Origin of the sequence: Aeromonas sp. s7(2024), assembly GCF_040907825.1 — a bacterium.
GTDB classification, from domain to species: domain Bacteria; phylum Pseudomonadota; class Gammaproteobacteria; order Enterobacterales; family Aeromonadaceae; genus Aeromonas; species Aeromonas veronii.
Genome location: NZ_JBFOCM010000035.1, coordinates 286,627 through 305,500 on the forward strand (window position 1 = coordinate 286,627; position 18,874 = coordinate 305,500).

An 18,874-nucleotide genomic window follows, 5' to 3' on the forward strand; every position below is an offset into this window, starting at 1 on the left:
CTTGCGTTAGAAGAAGCCGAGCGGGTTGATGTCGTGACTCACCAACAGGTTCTTGGTGTTCTGGTAGTGGTCCAGCATCATCTTGTGGGTCTCGCGGCCGATCCCCGACTTTTTGTAGCCGCCAAAGGCGGCGTGTGCCGGGTAGGCGTGGTAGCAGTTGACCCAGACCCGGCCAGCCTGAATGCCACGCCCCATGCGCCAGGCCAGATTGCTGTCGCGGGTCCACAGGCCTGCCCCCAACCCGTACTGGGTGTCGTTGGCAATGGCCAGAGCATCCGCCTCGTCCTTGAAGGTGGTGACCCCGAGCGCCGGCCCGAAGATCTCCTCCTGGAACACCCGCATCTTGTTCTGACCGGAGAAGATGGTGGGCTGGATGTAGAACCCCCCCTCCAGTCCGCTCACCTTGGCCGGGCCGCCGCCGATCAGCATCTTGGCCCCTTCGCCGCGGCCGATCTCCATGTAGCCCAGGATCTTGTCGAACTGCTCGCGAGACGCCTGCGCTCCCACCTGAGTGGCGGTATCGAGGGGGTTGCCCTGCACTATGGTGCGGGCACGGGCCAGCACCCTGTCCATGAAGTCGTCATAGATGTTGGCCTGCACCAGCGCGCGGGAGGGACAGGTACACACTTCCCCCTGGTTGAAGAAGGTCATCAGCATCCCTTCTACCGCCTTATCGATGTAGCTGCTCTCGTGCTGCATCACGTCGGCGAAGTAGATATTGGGGGACTTGCCGCCCAGCTCCACGGTGGAGGGGATCAGCTTGTCGGCGGCGCAGCGCAGGATATGGGCGCCCACTTCGGTCGAACCGGTAAAGGCCAGTTTCTGGATCCGGTTGCTGGTGGCCAGCGCCTGACCTGCCTCGGCGCCGAAGCCGTTGACCACGTTGACTACGCCGGGGGGCAGGATGTCCTTGATGAGATCCATCATCAGCATGATGGTGACCGGGGTCTGCTCGGCGGGCTTGAGCACGCTGCAGCAACCGGCCGCCAGCACAGGGGCAAGCTTCCAGGCGGCCATCAGCAGCGGGAAGTTCCACGGGATGATCTGGCCGACCACGCCGATGGGCTCCTTGAAGTGGTAGCTGACGGTGTTCTGATCCAGCTCGGCGGCCGAGCCCTCCTGAGCGCGAATGCAGCCAGCGAAGTAGCGGAAGTGATCCACCACCAGCGGCAGGTCTGCCGCCAGGGTTTCGCGCACCGCTTTGCCGTTCTCCCAGGTTTCGGCTATGGCGAGTCGCTCGATGTTCTGCTCGATGCGAGCGGCGATGCGCAGCAGCAGATTGCTGCGCTCGGTGACGCTGGTCTTGCTCCAGCTGGTAAACGCCTTGTGGGCGGCATCCAGCGCCAGTTCGATATCGGCGGCGTCGGAGCGGGCGACCTCGCAGAATACTTTGCCATCCACCGGCGATATGTTTTCAAAGTAGCGGCCGGCGCGCGGCGCCACCCACTCACCGCCGATGAAGTTGTCGTAACGGGACTTGAAGCTGACCAGGGCACCTGCCTGACCGGGAGCGGTATAAATCATCTCATCATCCTTTATGTGTGTGATCCTGACCGGACTGGCTGACAGACCGGTTGCCAGCTGATATCGCAAGGGGCGTGCCAAAGGGTATGACCAGCAGACAAAAAGGTTACAAAAACGTTATCAAATGGGGTGTGGCAGCGTATCTTGGTTAACCAATGTCCACGGCTATTGCGATAAAACTGTACCGTTTCTGGACAGTGGCCGAGACAGTCGTGCTGTTTGTGAACAGGAGGCGTGATGAGTGAGTCACTTCAACCCGGTCCCGGTCCGATCCAGCGTTCCTGGCAGCGTTGCCTGCATCAGGGGCTGAGCCGCCAACAGAGTGCCGATCTGGACTTGCTGCCCCAGGGGGAGCTGTCGGCCCGTCAGGAGCAGCACAGGGCGCTGATCGCCTGCTTCCAGCGCTTTGTGCTGCCGCTGTTTGCCCAGTTGCTGGCGGGTCGCCCCTGTCGCCTGTTGTTGTGTGACGGTGAGGGGGCCATTCTGGCCGCCAGTGGTGATGAGGGGTTCGCCCGCCATGCCGAGCGTATCTTTTTGCGCAGTGGCGCCCGCTGGGGGGAGGCGAGCAAGGGTACCAACGCCATCGGTACCGCGCTGGCCGAGCAGAGCGAAGTGCAGGTGCTCGGCAATCAGCACTTCTTCGCCCAGCACAGCTTCCTTAGTTGCAGCGCTTGCCCGTTGCTCGGGCCAGATGGGCAATTGCTCGGGGTGCTCGATATCTCCACCGATGCTGCCCATCACGATGGCGATATGCTGGGCACGGTGCGGCTGCTGGCCATGACCCTCGAAAACGCACTGCTGGCGCGTCAGCCGGGCTGGCTGGTGGATCTCGATCCCCAGAGCCTCTGGTCCGCTCGCCTGTTGCTGGGAGAGGAGGGGGAACTGCTCGGCGCCAACCGGGCAGGCCGACTCTGGCTCGGCCAGCACCCTTTCGATGGCAGGCAACTGCTGCGCGAGGGGCGTGGCTTGCGGCTGGTGCCAGAAGCGGACGCGACATCTTCCTGCACCGCGCTGCCGGGTCACTCAAGCCCGGTGCCACATCCGCAGCAGGTGCCGCTCAAGATGCTGGAGCGCGGCATTTCGCTGCTTATCGAGGGGGAGACCGGCAGCGGCAAGGAGCATCTGGTGCGGGCCCTGCACCGAGCGTCCAGTCGGCGGGATCAGCCACTGGTGTGTGTCAACTGTGGCGCGTTACCAGCAGATCTGGTGGAAGCCGAGCTGTTTGGGTATGTGGGCGGGGCCTTCAGCGGTGCCCGCAGCCAGGGTAGTCAGGGTTATCTGCGTGCAGCCCATGGCGGCATGTTGATGCTCGATGAAATTGGCGAACTGCCGCTGCAGGCTCAAACCCGACTGCTGCGGGTATTGCAGGAGCGCAGCGTGACGCCGGTTGGCAGTCACAAGCCGGAGGCGGTGGATTTCTGGCTGGTCAGTGCCAGCCACCGGGATCTGGCGGCCATGGTGCAGAGTGGCGCATTTCGCGAAGACCTCTATTACCGGATCTGCGGCTGGCGCCAGCAGCTGATGCCGCTGCGCCGTTGGCCTGCCGCTGAGCGTCTGGAGCTGATCCAGCGACTGTTGGCGGAGATGGACCCGACCCTGCGTCTGACCCGCGATGCGGAGCAACAGCTGCTGGCCCATCCGCTGCCCGGCAACGTGCGCCAGCTCAAACAGGCACTGGAAGTGGCCTGTGTGCTGGCAGAGGGGTTGGGTTGGATAGAACCCGCCCACCTGCATCTGCCCAGTGTGGCCACAGAGCCCGGCGCCTTGCCGATGGGGGAGGCGACCAGCTTGCGTGAACAAACCCGGCGGCAGGTGCAGCAAACGCTGGCGGCATGCGGCGGCAATGTGAGCGAGGCCGCGCGCCAGCTGGGGATCAGCCGCACCACCCTCTACCGGACGCTGCGCGAAGCCCCTTGAGTGCTCACTCCCCCTCATCGGTCGTTTCAAGACGCACATGACGGCTGGAGCACTGCCCATCCAGCCGCTATGATGCGCCCTTGCCGGGGCATTGCGCCTGTTGACTCATCCGTTGAGGATTTTCTGCCATGTCACAACACATAGGGGCGCTGACCCTGCTGGTGGCTGATTACGATCAGGCCATTCGCTTTTTTACCGAGGGACTTGGCTTTGCGCTCCTGGAAGACACTCGGCTCGATGAACCGGGCAAACCGGGCAAGCGCTGGGTGCGGGTTGCCCCCAAAGGCGCCCCCGGTTCCGCGTTGCTGCTGGCACAAGCGGCCAATGCGCAGCAGCAGGCCGCCATCGGCCAGCAGGGCGGTGGCCGGGTATTTCTGTTCCTCGAGACCACTGATTTCTGGGGGGATTACCAGCGCATGCAGGCGTACGGTGTTCATTTTTGTGAACAGCCTCGTGACGAGCCTTATGGCACTGTGGTGGTGTTTGAGGATATCAGCGGCAACCGGTGGGACTTGTTGCAACGTACTGCTGCCAACTGAATCTGAAAACGTTTATCATCCCGCCTGTCATAAAGTCATAAAAGTGTCACAGAAAATTCTAATAATTGGCGCACCCATCTTCACAGAGGAGAGAGAAGGGAATGGCTAAGCGAATTCTGGTGGTCGAGGACGAAGCACCGATCCGCGAAATGCTCTGCTTCGTGTTGGAGCAGAAGGGATATGAGACGATTGAAGCGGAAGATTACGCCGATGGACTGGCGAAGGTGCGCGAACCCTACCCCGAACTCATCGTGCTCGACTGGATGATGCCGGGCGGCAGTGGCATCCAGTTTATCAAGCAGCTCAAGCAGGATGAGGTGACGCGCCAGATCCCGGTGGTGATGCTCACCGCTCGCGGTGAAGAGGAGGACAAGGTGCGTGGTCTGGAGGCCGGAGCCGACGACTACATCACCAAGCCGTTCTCGCCCAAGGAGCTGACCGCTCGCCTCCATGCGGTGATGCGCCGCGTGTCGCCCACCTCGGTGGATGAGGTGATCGAGGTGCAGGGGCTGAAACTCGATCCTGTCTCCCACCGGGTCAGTGCCGAAGAGAAGGCGCTCGACATGGGGCCGACCGAATTCAAGTTGCTTCACTTCTTTATGACTCACCCCGAGCGGGTCTACAGCCGTGAACAGCTGCTCAATAATGTCTGGGGTACCAATGTGTACGTCGAGGACAGAACCGTGGATGTGCATATTCGTCGCCTGCGCAAGGCGATTGAAGAGACAGGGCACGACAGATTGATCCAGACGGTGCGTGGAGCCGGATACCGCTTCTCAACCCGTCTCTAGAGGCAGTTATGTTGCAACCTTACGCCTGGCGGCGACAGTTGTGGCGAATGGCGTTTTTCTACGCCCCCTTCGCATTGGTTGGCTGGTTGATTGATCATCTTGCCCTCTGCCTGCTGGTGGCGGCCGTGTTGCATCTGGGCTGGCACTATCGCTTCCAGAAGCGGCTCTCTGACTGGTTGTGGCACGACCGCAGCCTGGTGCCCCCCAGCGGCAATGGCAGCTGGGAGTACATCTTCAACGGTATCTACAAGCTGCAGCAGCGTCACCGCGCCCGTCGCCGCGAGCTGGCGGGGCTGATCCGCCGCTTCCGGGAGGGGGCCGAGGCGCTGCCCGATGCCGCCGTGGTGTTTCGCACCGATGGCAGCATCCTCTGGTGCAACCGGCTGGCGGAGCAACTGCTCGGTTTCCGCTGGCCGGAGGATGCCGGCCAGCATATCGGCAACCTCATTCGCAATCCTGCCTTTAACGCCTATCTGGGCAAGGGGGCGTATGACGAGCCCCTCGAGATGCACTCCCCGGTCAATGAGGAGAAGTTTCTTGAGTTTCGTATCATGCCCTACGCCTCCGATCAGGCGATGCTGGTGGTGCGGGATGTCACCCGCTTGCGCAGTCTCGAGAAGACCCGCAAGCACTTTGTCTCCAACGTCTCTCACGAACTGCGCACTCCGCTGACCGTGCTCAAGGGTTATCTGGAGATGACCGAGGAGCCGCCCCCGCCCGCCATGTGGGCCAAGGCGCATCGGGTGATGATGGAGCAGACCATCCGGATGGATAATCTGGTCAATCAGCTGCTCACCCTCTCCCGTATCGAGGCGGCTCCGACCGTGGATCTCTCCCATCTGGTGGACATGCCTGCCATGCTGGGGCTGCTGGAGCAGGAGGCGCGAGCGCTCTCGGGCGAACGGGCCCACCAGCTCGAATTTGTGGTGCAGCCCAATCTGCTGGTACGCGGGGATCAGGAGCAGCTGCGCAGTGCCGTCTCCAACCTGGTCTACAACGCCATTCACTACACCCCGGCGGGGCGAAAAATTACCGTGGAGTGGCGCAAGCAGGGGGCGATGGCGCTGTTTGCCGTGAGCGATGAAGGGGAGGGGATTGCCCCCGAGCATCTGGCGCGGCTGACCGAGCGGTTCTATCGGGTCGACAAGGCACGCTCGCGCCATACCGGCGGCTCAGGCTTGGGCCTTGCCATCGTCAAGCATGCCCTCAGTCATCATGACTGCCAGCTCGATATCGAGAGCCGGGTCGGCCTTGGCAGCCGCTTCAGCTTTCTCATCCCGAGCCGTATGGTGGTGATTAAATAGTCTTTTATGGCAATGAGTTAGCTGCAAAAAGAGGGCCTTTGAACGGGCCCTCTTTTCATTTGTTCAAATCTGTCGTGATGTCATTAAAGTGTCACATTAAATCCATAAATTTGTCACTGCCAGGTCAGATACTGGCGCCGTCTTAAGAACGGACCTTCTGTAACTTTGGAGAGATTGGATGAAACTCAACAAACTGGCTGGTGTAATCGGATTCACCGCAGCAACCCTGTTTTCTGTCAGCGCCCTGGCTGCCGGTGTGGATAAAGACCTGCCGGATTACACACCGACCAGCGGCATTTCGGGCAACCTGTCCTCTGTCGGCTCGGACACCCTGGCCAACATGATGACCCTGTGGGCCGAAGAATTTAAGCGCTTGTACCCCAACGTCAACGTGCAGATCCAGGCCGCAGGTTCTTCTACCGCACCGACTGCCCTGACCGAAGGTGTTGCCCAGTTCGGTCCGATGAGCCGTGCCATGAAGGCCGGTGAAGAGGAAGCATTCGAGAAGCGTTACGGCTACAAGCCGACTGCCATCCGCGTTGCAGTCGATGCCCTGGCGGTGTTCGTCAACAAGGACAACCCCATCAAGGGGCTGACCATGCCGCAGATCGACGCCATCTTCTCCAGCACCCTGAAGTGCGGCGAAGCCAAGGCTGCCACCAAGTGGTCTGATCTGGGTCTGGACGGCAACTGGTCCTCTAAGGATCTGCAACTGTTCGGTCGCAACTCCGTATCCGGTACCTACGGTTACTTCAAGGAGCACGCCCTGTGTAACGGCGACTTCAAGAGCGGCGTGAACGAGCAGCCGGGTTCTGCCTCCGTGGTGCAGTCTGTCTCTGCCTCCCTGAACGGCATCGGCTACTCCGGTATCGGTTATGTCACCTCCGGCGTGCGTGCAGTACCGCTCTCCAAAGATGGCAAGACCTTCATCGAAGCGACCTCCGATAACGCCATCACCGGCAAGTATCCGCTGTCACGCTTCCTGTACGTTTACGTGAACAAGCATCCGAACAAGCCGCTCTCCCCGATGGAGCAAGAGTTCGTCAAGATGATGCTCTCCAAAGCGGGCCAGAACATCGTTGCCAAAGATGGCTACGTGCCGGTGCCGGCCAAGGTGGTACAGGCTGACCTGAAAAAGCTGGGTATCATGTAACTGCCCGCAGTCAGCATGCCCTGATAAAACGAGCCCCAAGCGGGCTCGTTTTGTTTTTGGCGGCTGTCAGTTTTGTTAATAGCGCAGGATGGATATTTTTCCGCCAGCCGGGGGCTGGCTCCCTTGCGCAGCAGGGCGGCATTTCCGAGAATAGGGCAACGTTATGGCAAAGGATCCCTTCATGATTGCGTCCCTCACCAAGTTTGGCCTGGTAGCCCTCTGTAGTTCCCTGTTGGTCGCTTGCGCCCAGTCGCCGACCGGCCGCAGCCAGATGCTGCTCTACTCTCCCCAGCAGATGAATCAGTTGGGCGCCGACTCCTTCGAGCAGATGAAGAAGCAGGAGAAGGTGAGCAAGGATGCCAAACTCACCGCCTATGTCTCCTGTGTCGCCAAGGCGGTGACCGCCCAGGTGCCGGCCAGCTATGGCATCACCAACTGGGAAGTGGTGGTGTTTGACTCCAAACAGGTCAACGCCTTCGCCCTGCCTGGCGGCAAGATTGGTGTCTACAGCGGTCTGCTCAAGGTGGCCAAGAATCAGGATCAGCTGGCGACCGTCATCGGCCACGAGTTGACTCACGTACTGGCCCAACACTCCAACGAACGACTCTCGCGCAGCCAGCTGGCGGGGATCGGTCTGGCGGCTGCGGACATTGCCATGGGCACCAGCGAGTATCGCGGCGCCACCATGGCCGCCCTTGGCCTCGGGGTCGAGGTGGGGGTGATGCTGCCCTACGGCCGCACTCAGGAGAGCGAAGCGGATCGGCTGGGGCTTGAGCTGATGGCGCGTGCCGGGTTCAATCCGGCCGAGGCGATCCCCCTGTGGCAAAACATGAGTGCCGCCGCCGGTGGCAACACCCCGCCGCAACTGCTCTCCACCCACCCGAGCAACGAGAACCGGATCGCCGAGTTGCAGGCGCAACAGACGCAAGTGCTGCCGCTCTATGAGCAGGCCCGCGCCAACGGTCTGGTGCCCCAATGCAAGGCATAAGCCTGCGCATGGCGCGCAGCGACGATGCCGCCGCCATGACGGTGATGCAGCGAGCCAGCTGGCTCGCTGCCTATGGCCAGGTGCTCGGTGCTGACCTGCTGGAGCAGCTGGACGTCACCGCCCATCTGCAGATTTGGCAAAGCCGTCTGGCCGAGCCGGGCCCAAGGCCCATGCTGCTTTGTCTCGATGAGGTGGTGATAGGCCTGCTCTACTGGCAACCACAACAGGAAGCGGGGCAGAGCAACGCACTGATCCGCGCCTTTTACCTCCATCCCGACCATTGGCGACAAGGCTATGGCAAACGGCTGTGGCAGGCGGTGGCGATGCAGATGCGCCGCGTAGGTTGCCATAGCGTCAAATTGTGGCTGCTCGATGGCAACCACATAGGCGAGGGGTTCTACCTGCGACGCGGCTTCGTCTTTGATGGCGAGGAGCGCACCCTGATAAGCCTCGGGCAGCCCTGCCTGCAGCGACAAATGAGCCGTTTGCTCTGATCACTCTCCCGTTTTTCGCCTTCGGTCACTTTATTTTTTTTGCGAATTAATACAATGTCCCCCTTGGAACAGAGTTGGATAAACACGGGCTGACAAGGGAGTGCTGGCATGTATTACGGCTTTGATATCGGTGGCACCAAGATCGCTTTTGCGGTCTATGACGGTGCATTGAACCTCTGCCACGAGGAGCGCATGAGCACCCCGGGCAACGATTACGAGGGGCTGCAGCAGCTGATCCGCTCCCGGGTCGAGCAGGCGGATGCCCGCTTCGGCGCGCGGGGCTCGGTCGGCATCGGTTTCCCCGGTGTCATCAATAGCCAGGATCACAGCATAGTGGCGGCCAATCTGCCCTCCATCAATGGTCGCCATCTGGGCGCCGATCTGGCCGAGCTGCTGGAGCGGCCGGTCAAGGTGGATAACGACGCCAACTGCTTCCTCTGGTCCGAAGTGCATCAAGGGGCAGCCGACGGCGCCGGCAGTGCGCTCGGCGTCACCATCGGCACCGGCATCGGCGGCGCCGTCTATCTGGCGGGCAAGCTTATTCAGGGGCGCAACTGGCTGGCTGGCGAGATTGGTCACTACCCCTTGCCCGCGACCATGCTGATGAAGTACCCCGAGTTGCCCCGTCCCCGTTGCGGCTGCGGCCGTCTGGTCTGTTTTGAAACCTATGCCTCCGGCACCGGTCTGGAGCGTCTCTATCACCATTTCCATGGCCAGCGCGCCACGGGTCACCAGATTGTGGGACGCTTCGAGGCCCATGAACCCCATGCGGTCGAGACGGTCGACTGCTGGTTGGAGATCATGGCCGCCGGGCTTGCCACCGCCATTTCGGTGATTGATCCCGAAGTGGTGGTGTTGGGGGGCGGCCTGAGCGGCCTGCCCGCCCTCTATGAACAGCTGCCGCTGCGTCTGCCCGGTCACTTGCTGCCCGGGGTCGCCCTGCCCGAGATCCGCCAGGCCCGCTTCGGCGGTGCCGGTGGTGTGCGCGGCGCAGCCTTGCTCAATCTATGAGATCAGATGTGGGGTCTGATCTCCCCGAAAAAGGAGTCCTCATGACCCGTCTTGAAATCTGTATCGACAACCTGGAATCCCTGTTCACCGCCCAGCAATCCGGGGCGGATCGCATCGAGCTCTGCTCTGCGCTGGGTCTGGGCGGCCTGACCCCCTCCTACGGTTTTATGCAGCTGGCTGCTCGCCACGCCAGTGTGCCGGTGTACGCCATGATCCGCCCGCGCGCCGGGGATTTTTGCTTCAACGACGGCGAGTTCGAGATGATGCTGCAAGATATCGCGGCGGCCCGCTCTGCCGGTCTGCAAGGGGTAGTGGTCGGTTTGCTGGATGAGGAGGGGCGGGTGCCTGCCGCCAAGCTCAAACAGCTGGTGGATGCAGCAGGCCCGTTGGGAGTCACCTTCCATCGCGCCATCGACCTCTCCTCCGACTGGCGCCTCGATCTGGAGACCATAGTCGCGGCCGGTTGCGAGCGCATTTTAAGCTCGGGCCATGCGCCGACTGCGTTGGCTGGGTTGGAAACCCTGCAGGAGATGCAGCAGGCGCTGGCGGGGCGTGCCAGCCTGATGCCGGGGGCCGGGGTCAATGCCGACAACGTGCGTACCATCATCGAGTTCACCGGAGTGAGCGAAGTGCATATGTCCGGCATGGGCTGGCGCGGCGGCATGGTGCCCCATGGCGTAAATATGGGCACCTCGGATGATGGCCGGGTCAATATCACCGATGGCGCCAAGGTGGCCGCGGTCAGAGCCTTGCTGGATCGCGGTTAAGCAGATCGCCGCCGTTGGGCGGCGTTCATCCGCATCTTGTGTGAAGTTCCTCCCACTGACGGGGAAATCAGGGGGGGCCCCGGCAGCACCCCGGCCAAAAGTCTGATATTATCCCGCCTCTTTACTACATGGATCTGGAGCAACATCTCAATGTCCCAATACGACTCTATCGAACAGAAGGCCAGCTATGGCATCGGCCGCAACATGGGTGATCAGCTGGCGCAGCAAGCCTTCGCCGGTCTGGATATCCCGGCCCTGCAACAAGGTCTGGCAGATGCCCTGAATGGTCTGGAGTTCGCGGTCAGCCGTGACGATATCAATGATGCCTTCCAGGTGATCACTGCGCGTATGCAAGAAGAGCAGGAAGCCGCCGCCAAGGCCGCTGCTGCTGACGGCGAAGCCTTCCTGGCTGATAACGCCAAGCGCGCTGAAGTGAAGGTGACCGACTCCGGTCTGCAGTACGAAGTGCTGGTAGAAGGCAACGGTGCCGTTCCGGTAGCCGGTCAGTCCGTGCGTGTGCACTACCACGGTACCTTCACCCACGGTGGCGTATTCGACAGCTCCGTCGCTCGCGGCCAGCCGGCTGAATTCCCGGTGACCGGCGTGATTGCTGGCTGGGTTGAAGCGCTGCAGCTGATGCCGGTTGGTTCCAAGTGGAAGCTCTACATCCCCCACGATCTGGCCTACGGTGCCCGTGGCGCGGGCTCCATCCCGCCTTACTCTGCACTGGTATTTGAAGTCGAGCTGCTGGACATCCTGTGATCCTGCTGGCTTGATGCAAACGGCGACCCTCGGGTCGCCGTTTGTTTTTGGGTTATGTGATAGACAGCATTTGTCGCGACCAGCGGGCTGGAGAGCAGAAAAGGGCGGCACTTTTGCGCTTTTTACTGGTTTTTTCAGAAACGGGAACAGGCATACTGCGACTCATTAGAGAGGATAAGGAGAACCCGATGAGCAAGAAGATGAAGAAAGTAGCGGGGCTGGCCCTGTTGCTGCTGAGCATTCCTGCCAGTGCTGATGCCATGCGCTGCAAGAACGCCCTGATAACCGAGGGAGATACCACCGCCGAGATGCTGCTCAAGTGCGGTGAGCCGATGTTGCGTGAAGAGCTCAACCGCAACGAGGAGAACCAGTTTGGCAACATGGTGCAGGTCAAATATGGTGAACGCTGGACCTACAACTTCGGCAAGAACGAGTTCATGCGCTTTGTGACGGTGCGCAACGGCATCATTACCGATATCGAAAACGGCCCGCGCGGCGAGTAGCCGGCGGGCAAAGCATGGATGCACAACAGACAGTAGGGCAAGACCCTTTGACTCACATGTCCGGCAAGGGGTCGCGGTGACCAAGTTGTCTGACCGCCAGATTGATCTGGCGAGCCAGTCTTAGCCGCTGGCGGCAGGTCAGGCCATGGAGGCTGATCCTGCCCGCGTTGAATTCAAATGTCCCCAGCGACTCGATGGCAAAATAGCCTCGATGAAAGCTCTTGATGTAGCGAGCGATCTGCCGTGGGGATAACTGCTTGAATACCTTCATCACACGGTTCCCTGATTGCCTGGACAGGGCACACTATGGTGTCGGTCGATGACACTGATATGACGGTTTATAAAGATTTGCATGAATCCTTATTTTGCCTGTGGGCTCGGCAAATTGACGGCGTCATCGAAAAAGTTGTGCCATGGCAAACCACTGCACCGATATACTGCGGGCTTGAATGGAACAAATAAAAGGGCCTGTGCGTGGAATGGGTTGATGTGGTGGACGGGAATAACCGGGTGATTGGCGTGGCCGAGCGAGCCAAGGTGCGGCGGGAGAATCTCTGCCATCGCGCCAGCTATATTCTGGTGCTCGACGACGCGGATCGGATCCTGGTGCAGCGACGCACCCTCAGCAAGGATTTCTGCCCCGGCATGCTGGATGCCTGCGCCGGTGGCGTGGTCACCACCGGTGAGGAGATGGAGCGCTCCGCCCGCCGCGAGCTGGCCGAGGAGCTGGGGATTATGGATGTTCCACTGCAGGGCTTTGGCAGCTTTTATGCAGAAGGGGAGGGCTACCGGGTTTGGGGCGGCCTCTTCAGTTGCCGTTATCAGGGGCCGCTGCAGTTGCAGGCCGAAGAGGTGAGCGCGGTGCACTGGATGAGCCAGGCCGAGATTGCCGAGCGCGCCAGCGAATTTACCCCCGACTCCCTGCTCGCCATCGCCACCTGGCAGGCGAGGCGCTGACCAACTTCATATATCCTCTTCTCCAGAGACAAGACGGGCAGCCTGATGGCTGCCCGTCTGCCTTTGTGCATTTAGTTGGTCTGCTACACCAGCTTGAGGCGCCGGTTGGTGCGCCCGCAAGCGCTCGGTTTGGCGAGCCAGTGCCCTTGCCAGTCGGTGGCTAGCCGCAGCAGCGGATACTCCAGATCGAGCCTTGTCACCACCAGCTGGCCGGTCTCGTCGCCACTCACAGGATTGCCGCTGGCGGGATCGATGATTTCGACGATGCAGCTCTCGTTGACGATAAAGCCCTGACCAGGCTGACTCTCGTAGGCCACCACCCCCACATCCTGCCACACCAGGCAGTTGAGGGCCGCAATGCCGTGGATGGCGTGCAGTGGCGCGGTTTCGGGATGGGTGGCTTCGCACAATAGGGCGTGGCGCAGCGAGTCGCTCGGGATTTCCGCCGCTTCGGCCGCTTCCAGCAGGTCGAGCAGGGCCACCAGCGGGCCGACATAGCCGGTGGGTTGATAGCGCAACAGTGCCTCCAGCTGGCGCTGGGTATCGTGGGGCCCGCAGGGCACCACGGGAGCCCCCAGCTGGCGGGCGCCGTTATCGAAGATAAATGCGGTGGGGCCAGCATGATAGTCGTGGCCGTTGAGCATCACTTCCCCCGCCTTGAAACCGGCGGCAAACAGTGCCCGGGCGGCGCCCCACCAGTCTGCTCCCGCATACTCGGGGATGGCCAGCTGGCCCGGACAGGAGAAGACCCGCAGCGCCTGACTGGCGGGGCGGCCGGTGAGACCGGCAAAGGGGGGGTGAGCCTGCTGGGCGGCAAAGAGCTCTTTGCTGTCGAGCAGTGGCAGGGTGGCCAGCTCTGCCAGATCCTCGAGGCGACACTGGCGATAGGCGCTGGAGTAACCGGCGCAGTATTGACTGACATGGGTAAGCTGATGATTGAGCTGGTCCAGTTGCTGCTGTTCGCGCATGGCGGGGGGACGAATTTCCAGACCATCGTAATAGTGTTGCATGGGGCCTCCTGGCGCCGTGAAACCAGCTCAAGAGTAGTCTGCCCAAGGGGAAAATGCCTGCCGCTATCCATGGTCAGGCTCAGAGCCGCTGTTAGGCGGCATCGTCACTCTGGGATAAACTGGCGACTTTCCATCACGACTCAGGACGAGAAATCATGATTGCTGTAGGACACCCCCTGCCTGCGGGCGAATTTACCTTTATCACCGCCGAGGGCAAGCAGCTGCGGGATAGCCAGACGCTGTTCGCCGGTAAAAAAGTAGTGCTGTTTGCGGTACCCGGCGCCTTTACTCCCACCTGCTCCAATGCCCATCTGCCCGGTTATGTGGTGTTGGCCGATCAGTTCATGGCCAAAGGGGTGGATGCCATCTGTTGTCTGTCGGTCAACGACGCTTTCGTGATGCGTGCCTGGCAGACGGCCCAGAATGCCGAGGTGATCACCATGCTGGCAGATGGCGATGGCAGCTGGACCCGGGCGCTGGGCCTGGCCAAGGATACCGGCGCCTTTGGCGGCATCCGTGCCCAGCGCTTTGCGTTGATCGCCAACGATGGTGTGGTCGAGCAGCTGTTTTTGGAGGCGCCGGGCAAGTTCGAGGTCTCCGATGCCGCGAGCCTGCTGGCTGTGCTGTGAAATGTTAATCACGGTTTGATTTCCCCTTGAAATGGGAGGTGGCACAGCTACACTGGCGCCACTTTCCCATGGTGCCTGCCCGTTTAGGCTGGCGCTTCGTTGCTGATAACAAGAGATGAAGATCCTATGACCCTGGCTTTTGTTGCCCTGATTGCCGGACTGGCGCTGCTGGTCTGGAGTGCAGACAAGTTTGTCGATGGCGCTGCTGCCACCGCCCGTTATGCGGGGATGCCGCCGCTGCTGATCGGCATGGTGATCATCGGTTTTGGTACCTCGGCCCCGGAGATGGTGGTCTCGGCACTGGCGGCGTCACAGGGCAATCCCGGGTTGGCGCTTGGCAATGCCTATGGCTCCAACATCACCAATATCGCGCTGATCCTGGGTCTGACGGCACTGATCAGCCCTATCGCGGTGGCCTCTCAGGTTGTGCGCAAGGAGATCCCGATCCTGCTCGGTATTACCCTGCTCTCCGGCGCCCTGCTGATCGATGGTCATCTGGGCCGGATGGATGCGGTCATTCTGGGGGCCGTCTTCGTTGCCCTGATGGGCTGGTCCATCTGGGCTGGCATGAATGGCAAGGGAGATGCGCTGGATACCGAGACCGCCGAGGATATCGAGAGCGAGGGGATGTCTCTCAAGAGCGCTATCTTCTGGCTGGTGGTCGGGCTGGTGCTGCTGATCGGTGCTTCCCGTCTGCTGGTCTGGGGGGCGGTGACCATCGCTCAGGCGCTCGGTATCAGCGATCTGGTGATTGGTCTCACCATAGTCGCGGTGGGAACCTCCCTGCCGGAGCTGGCCTCGTCGCTGATCGCCATTCGCAAGAACGAGCATGATCTGGCCCTTGGCAACGTGCTCGGCTCCAACCTGTTCAACACCCTGGCGGTGGTGGGGATTGCGGCGGGCATCCACCCGCTCGATGTGGCGCCGGAGGTGCTCACCCGTGACTGGAGCATCATGATGGGGCTGACCCTGCTGCTGCTGGTGATGTGTCTGGGCCGCAAGGTTCAGGGCCGTATCAACCGGTTGGAGGGGGGCGTGCTGCTGACCTGCTTCGTCGCCTACACCGGCTGGCTGCTGACCAGTCAGTTTATCTGATAGGGGTTGGTGAAATGAGAGAGGGGGAAGCGCAAGCTTCCCCCTCTTGTTTTGCCCAGTGAACCTGTTGGCGAGCGAGCGGTGTGCTCAGGCTACTGCCACCAGCTTCTGCCCCTTCTGGCTGCTGTCCAGAATGAGGATGCTGGCCTTGGGGAAGAAGTTGAAGGTGGAGGCGGAGGCCCAGGTGTAGGCGCCCATCACCTTGCCAACCACCAACTCGCCGATAGCCAGATCCGGCAGCATGATGCCATCGCGGATCACATCCACGCTGTCGCAGGTGGGGCCGGAGAGCACCGAGTTGTGCTGCTCGCCGCTGGCATAAGGCGTGCTCACCGGATAGGTGACGTGGTCATAGAGCTGGCCGTTGTAGCTGCCGTAGAGGCCGTCATCCAGGTAGTACCAGATCTTGTCGCCGCGGTGGGCCTTGCCCATCACGCTTGAAACCGAAGTCATGGCCGGCGCGCTGATAAAGCGGCCCGGTTCGGCAATCTTCTGCACCGTGGCGGGCAACTTGGCCAGCGCTTCGCGGATCGGGGCGCAGAAGCCGTCGATATCGAACTCGCCCCCCTCATAATCGACCGGGAAACCGCCGCCGATATCCAGTACCCAGGGCTTGAGCCCGAGCGCCCAGGCCTGCTCCATGATCTCGCGGCAGGCGTCGATGGCCTGCACATGGCGACGGGCGTGGGGTACTTGGGAGCCGACGTGGAACGACAGCCCCATCACCTTGATCCCCTTGGCGTGGGCCAGTTGCAGCAGCGGCAGCGCCTGCTCCGGAGTGCAGCCGAACTTCTTGGAGAGATCGACCTTGGTCTCGGGGTTCGGGAAGCTGACCCGCAGCAGCAGTTTCACTTCGTCCTTGTAGGGAATGAACTTCTCCAGCTCCAGCGGGTTGTCATAGACAAACACGGTGCAGCCGAACTCCAGCGCGTAACGGATATCGCTGTCGCGCTTGATGGGATGGGTATGAATGCAACGCCCCGGGCGAACCCCCTGACTGCGCACCAGATCCACTTCGCCATTGGTGGCCAGATCGAAACAGGCCCCCTCTTCCTTCAAGACAGAGACCACCGCCTCATGGGGCAGGGGTTTGAGTGCATAGTGCAATCGTACATCGGGCAGGGCGGCGGCCAGGGCCCGATACTGTTTGCGGACGGCTGCCTTGTCGAGCAGCAGCAGGGGGGAGCCGAATTGTTCAACCAGCTGACGGTAATCTTGTGCGACCACATCTTTTGCAACCAGGGCGTCGTTCATTCTCTTTTGAAAGTCCTTAGGGGGCGTGATATGCCCAAGCCATATGCGATTGAACCGGCGACGGCCGGGTCAGGCGAGCGGTCCGGTGGGACCAACCGAACACAGTGCATAAATTGATGACAAAGTGCTTGGTTATGCAGCGGATTATCGGCTTATTGATTCTGTGTGCAAGCATTTTGATTGGATATGTCGGCAAGATTTTCTTGGCGAAACGAGAGGGATCACTGTTCTCTATCCGCCATTTTTCCCGTTTGGGCCACATTTGATCCGTGCGAGCCTAACTTGTTGATAGTTAACTAACATTTAACATTCTTGCCGCGGTTCTGGTGGTCACTAAAAAAATATAAATGGGGGCGGCCAAGTGCGAGACAGCTCACATTTTTTGGATTAACATGCCGACTTCCTAATCCAAACTAGTTCGGATGAAGGTAGCAGGAGAGCGATGGGCAACCATCCACCGAAGAAGTGAATCTTTCAGGTACCGGGCAACCGGTGTGGACTGCTACTGGACGATACTCTGGAGAGACCCGTTAAATCGGGCGCCGAAGGAGCAAGGCACCATGACTACCCGCAAGGGCTGGCTGGCGCCGGAAACTCTCAGGCAAAAGGACAGAGGGGATGGGATGGTTGTACCTGGGCTTGGCCCGCATCCGATCGCCTCTGGCCGATCGCGACACCTATGGGAAGATCATCCTTCTCCTCCTTAATTTCTGTTTCTTAAGGAGGATGCATGTCATCAATTCAATCGGCGTTAACCGCCATCGATAGCTTTATCTGGGGTCCACCCCTGCTGATCCTGCTGGTCGGGACCGGTATCTATCTCACCCTGCGTCTGGGTCTGCTTCAGGTGGTGCGCTTGCCGCTCGCTCTGCGGCTGGTCTTTGGTCGCGATCAGGGGCAGGGCAAGCAGGGGGATGTCTCCAGCTTCGGCGCCCTCTGTACAGCTCTCTCTGCCACCATCGGTACCGGCAACATCGTAGGGGTGGCTACCGCCATCAAGCTCGGCGGCCCCGGTGCCCTGTTCTGGATGTGGATGGCGGCGCTGTTCGGCATGGCCACCAAGTACGCCGAGTGTCTGCTGGCGGTCAAATACCGCGAGCAGGATGCCAACGGCCAGATGGCGGGTGGCCCCATGTACTATCTGGAGAAGGGGCTCGGCTCCAAGCCGCTGGCCAAGTTGTTTGCCCTGTTTGGCATCGGCGTGGCTTTCTTCGGGATCGGTACCTTCCCGCAGGTCAATGCCATCTCCGACGCCATGAGCCTCTCCTTCTCGGTGCCCCGCGAAGCGACCGCCGTGGTGCTGACCCTGATCGTGGCGCTGGTGACCCTGGGAGGGATCAAGTCCATCTCCAGCGTGTCGAGCAAGGTGGTGCCCTTCATGGCCATCTTCTACATCGTCGCCTGTCTGGGCGTGCTGGTGAACAACGCCAGCGCCCTGCCCGATGCCGTCATGCTGGTTATCGAGAGTGCCTTCACCGGCCATGCGGCGACCGGCGGCTTCGTCGGTGCCAGCATCATGCTGGCCATTCAGTCCGGGGTGGCGCGCGGGGTCTTCTCCAACGAGTCAGGTCTGGGCTCTGCACCCATCGCTGCGGCGGCGGCCAAGACCGATTCGTGCGTGGAGCAGGGGCTGGTCTCCATGACAGGTACCTTCATCGACACCATCATCATCTGCACCATGACCGGCCTGACCCTGGTGGTCACAGGCGTGTGGAGCGGCGATGCAAGCGGCGCGGCCATGACCAGTCTGGCCTTTGCCCAGGGGCTCGATGCCCATGTTGGCCAGTATCTGGTGAGCATTGGCCTCCTGTTCTTCGCCTTTACCACCATCCTTGGCTGGAACTACTACGGCGAGCGCTGCACCGAGTACCTGTTCGGGGTGAAGGCAATCAAGCCCTATCGTCTGGTCTATCTGGCGCTGGTAGCGAGCGGTGCTTTCCTCCATCTGGACATGATTTGGCTGCTGGCCGATATCGTTAATGGCCTGATGGCGGTGCCCAACCTCATCGGCCTGATTGGCCTGCGCCATGTGGTGATCGCCGAGACCCGCGCCTACTTTAGCCGGGATCTGGATAGCGAAGCCGAGCCGGAGCCGCAGACGGCCTGAACGCCTCAGCCCGTTTCACGCTCCCCTTGAAAAGAACAAGCCACGACTCCGGTCGTGGCTTTTCATTGG

Annotated in this window: 19 protein-coding genes and 1 riboswitch; of the genes, 15 read left to right on the top strand and 4 right to left on the bottom strand. The window is 61.0% G+C overall.

The window, feature by feature from the left end:
- Positions 1 to 6: 6 nt before the first annotated feature.
- A complete protein-coding gene (locus AB5Y73_RS15585; RefSeq protein WP_107682392.1) occupies positions 7 to 1,524 on the bottom strand; it encodes an aldehyde dehydrogenase family protein in 1,518 nt (505 codons plus the stop codon).
- A 237-nt stretch (positions 1,525 to 1,761) separates the two neighbouring features.
- Here AB5Y73_RS15585 and AB5Y73_RS15590 point away from each other — a divergent pair, with 237 nt between their 5' ends.
- The 11 genes from AB5Y73_RS15590 (at position 1,762) to AB5Y73_RS15640 (ending at position 11,753) form a co-directional block, all read left to right on the top strand.
- Positions 1,762 to 3,441 (top strand): sigma-54-dependent Fis family transcriptional regulator, encoded by a 1,680-nt coding sequence (locus AB5Y73_RS15590; RefSeq protein WP_107682391.1) that lies wholly within the window; start codon positions 1,762 to 1,764, stop codon positions 3,439 to 3,441.
- Positions 3,442 to 3,569: 128 nt separating this feature from the next.
- On the top strand, positions 3,570 to 3,980 hold the full coding sequence (locus AB5Y73_RS15595; RefSeq protein ID WP_107682390.1) for a VOC family protein: 411 nt from the start codon (positions 3,570 to 3,572) through the stop codon (positions 3,978 to 3,980).
- Between the two features lie 101 nt (positions 3,981 to 4,081).
- A complete protein-coding gene (gene phoB / locus AB5Y73_RS15600; RefSeq protein WP_005338414.1) occupies positions 4,082 to 4,771 on the top strand; it encodes a phosphate regulon transcriptional regulator PhoB in 690 nt (229 codons plus the stop codon).
- Between the two features lie 8 nt (positions 4,772 to 4,779).
- On the top strand, positions 4,780 to 6,075 hold the full coding sequence (gene phoR / locus AB5Y73_RS15605; protein WP_005338413.1) for a phosphate regulon sensor histidine kinase PhoR: 1,296 nt from the start codon (positions 4,780 to 4,782) through the stop codon (positions 6,073 to 6,075).
- A 178-nt stretch (positions 6,076 to 6,253) separates the two neighbouring features.
- Positions 6,254 to 7,228 (top strand): PstS family phosphate ABC transporter substrate-binding protein, encoded by a 975-nt coding sequence (locus AB5Y73_RS15610; RefSeq protein WP_005338411.1) that lies wholly within the window; start codon positions 6,254 to 6,256, stop codon positions 7,226 to 7,228.
- A 181-nt stretch (positions 7,229 to 7,409) separates the two neighbouring features.
- Positions 7,410 to 8,216 (top strand): M48 family metallopeptidase, encoded by an 807-nt coding sequence (locus AB5Y73_RS15615; RefSeq protein WP_107682389.1) that lies wholly within the window; start codon positions 7,410 to 7,412, stop codon positions 8,214 to 8,216.
- Positions 8,204 to 8,710 carry a GNAT family N-acetyltransferase gene (locus AB5Y73_RS15620; protein ID WP_107682388.1) on the top strand — a complete coding sequence of 169 codons (507 nt, stop codon included), beginning with the start codon at positions 8,204 to 8,206 and terminating at the stop codon, positions 8,708 to 8,710. The genes AB5Y73_RS15615 and AB5Y73_RS15620 overlap by 13 nt, the downstream gene beginning before the upstream one ends.
- A gap of 108 nt (positions 8,711 to 8,818) precedes the next feature.
- The gene (locus AB5Y73_RS15625) at positions 8,819 to 9,721 is read left to right on the top strand and encodes an ROK family protein (protein WP_005343908.1); all 903 of its coding nucleotides are present in this window, start codon (positions 8,819 to 8,821) and stop codon (positions 9,719 to 9,721) included.
- 41 nt (positions 9,722 to 9,762) lie between these two features.
- Positions 9,763 to 10,488 (top strand): copper homeostasis protein CutC, encoded by a 726-nt coding sequence (locus tag AB5Y73_RS15630; RefSeq protein ID WP_058059160.1) that lies wholly within the window; start codon positions 9,763 to 9,765, stop codon positions 10,486 to 10,488.
- Positions 10,489 to 10,638: 150 nt separating this feature from the next.
- Positions 10,639 to 11,250, top strand: coding sequence for an FKBP-type peptidyl-prolyl cis-trans isomerase (locus AB5Y73_RS15635; RefSeq protein WP_005338405.1), 612 nt, complete (start codon positions 10,639 to 10,641; stop codon positions 11,248 to 11,250).
- Positions 11,251 to 11,438: 188 nt separating this feature from the next.
- The gene (locus tag AB5Y73_RS15640; protein ID WP_033135134.1) at positions 11,439 to 11,753 is read left to right on the top strand and encodes a DUF2845 domain-containing protein; all 315 of its coding nucleotides are present in this window, start codon (positions 11,439 to 11,441) and stop codon (positions 11,751 to 11,753) included.
- Between the two features lie 52 nt (positions 11,754 to 11,805).
- On the opposite strand, the gene AB5Y73_RS15645 is transcribed toward AB5Y73_RS15640, so the two are convergent.
- The gene (locus tag AB5Y73_RS15645) at positions 11,806 to 12,024 is read right to left on the bottom strand and encodes a DUF1107 family protein (RefSeq protein WP_005338403.1); all 219 of its coding nucleotides are present in this window, start codon (positions 12,022 to 12,024) and stop codon (positions 11,806 to 11,808) included.
- A gap of 203 nt (positions 12,025 to 12,227) precedes the next feature.
- Between AB5Y73_RS15645 and yfcD the strand changes: the two genes are divergently transcribed.
- Positions 12,228 to 12,710 carry an NUDIX hydrolase YfcD gene (gene yfcD, locus AB5Y73_RS15650; protein ID WP_107682387.1) on the top strand — a complete coding sequence of 161 codons (483 nt, stop codon included), beginning with the start codon at positions 12,228 to 12,230 and terminating at the stop codon, positions 12,708 to 12,710.
- 83 nt (positions 12,711 to 12,793) lie between these two features.
- Here yfcD and AB5Y73_RS15655 read toward each other — a convergent pair whose 3' ends face one another.
- Positions 12,794 to 13,720: a phenylacetate--CoA ligase family protein gene (locus AB5Y73_RS15655; protein WP_181497520.1), complete on the bottom strand. Its 927-nt coding sequence runs from the start codon at positions 13,718 to 13,720 to the stop codon at positions 12,794 to 12,796.
- A gap of 155 nt (positions 13,721 to 13,875) precedes the next feature.
- Between AB5Y73_RS15655 and AB5Y73_RS15660 the strand changes: the two genes are divergently transcribed.
- Both AB5Y73_RS15660 and AB5Y73_RS15665 read left to right on the top strand, forming a co-directional pair.
- Complete coding sequence (locus AB5Y73_RS15660; protein ID WP_107682385.1) at positions 13,876 to 14,349, top strand: peroxiredoxin; 474 nt, start codon at positions 13,876 to 13,878, stop codon at positions 14,347 to 14,349.
- Positions 14,350 to 14,475: 126 nt separating this feature from the next.
- Positions 14,476 to 15,444 carry a calcium/sodium antiporter gene (locus AB5Y73_RS15665; protein WP_107682384.1) on the top strand — a complete coding sequence of 323 codons (969 nt, stop codon included), beginning with the start codon at positions 14,476 to 14,478 and terminating at the stop codon, positions 15,442 to 15,444.
- Positions 15,445 to 15,531: 87 nt separating this feature from the next.
- On the opposite strand, the gene AB5Y73_RS15670 is transcribed toward AB5Y73_RS15665, so the two are convergent.
- Complete coding sequence (locus AB5Y73_RS15670) at positions 15,532 to 16,698, bottom strand: type III PLP-dependent enzyme (RefSeq protein WP_058056704.1); 1,167 nt, start codon at positions 16,696 to 16,698, stop codon at positions 15,532 to 15,534.
- Positions 16,699 to 17,205: 507 nt separating this feature from the next.
- Positions 17,206 to 17,321: riboswitch (glycine riboswitch) on the top strand.
- 107 nt (positions 17,322 to 17,428) lie between these two features.
- Between AB5Y73_RS15670 and AB5Y73_RS15675 the strand changes: the two genes are divergently transcribed.
- Positions 17,429 to 18,805: a sodium:alanine symporter family protein gene (locus tag AB5Y73_RS15675; RefSeq protein WP_005338391.1), complete on the top strand. Its 1,377-nt coding sequence runs from the start codon at positions 17,429 to 17,431 to the stop codon at positions 18,803 to 18,805.
- Positions 18,806 to 18,874 lie beyond the last annotated feature (69 nt).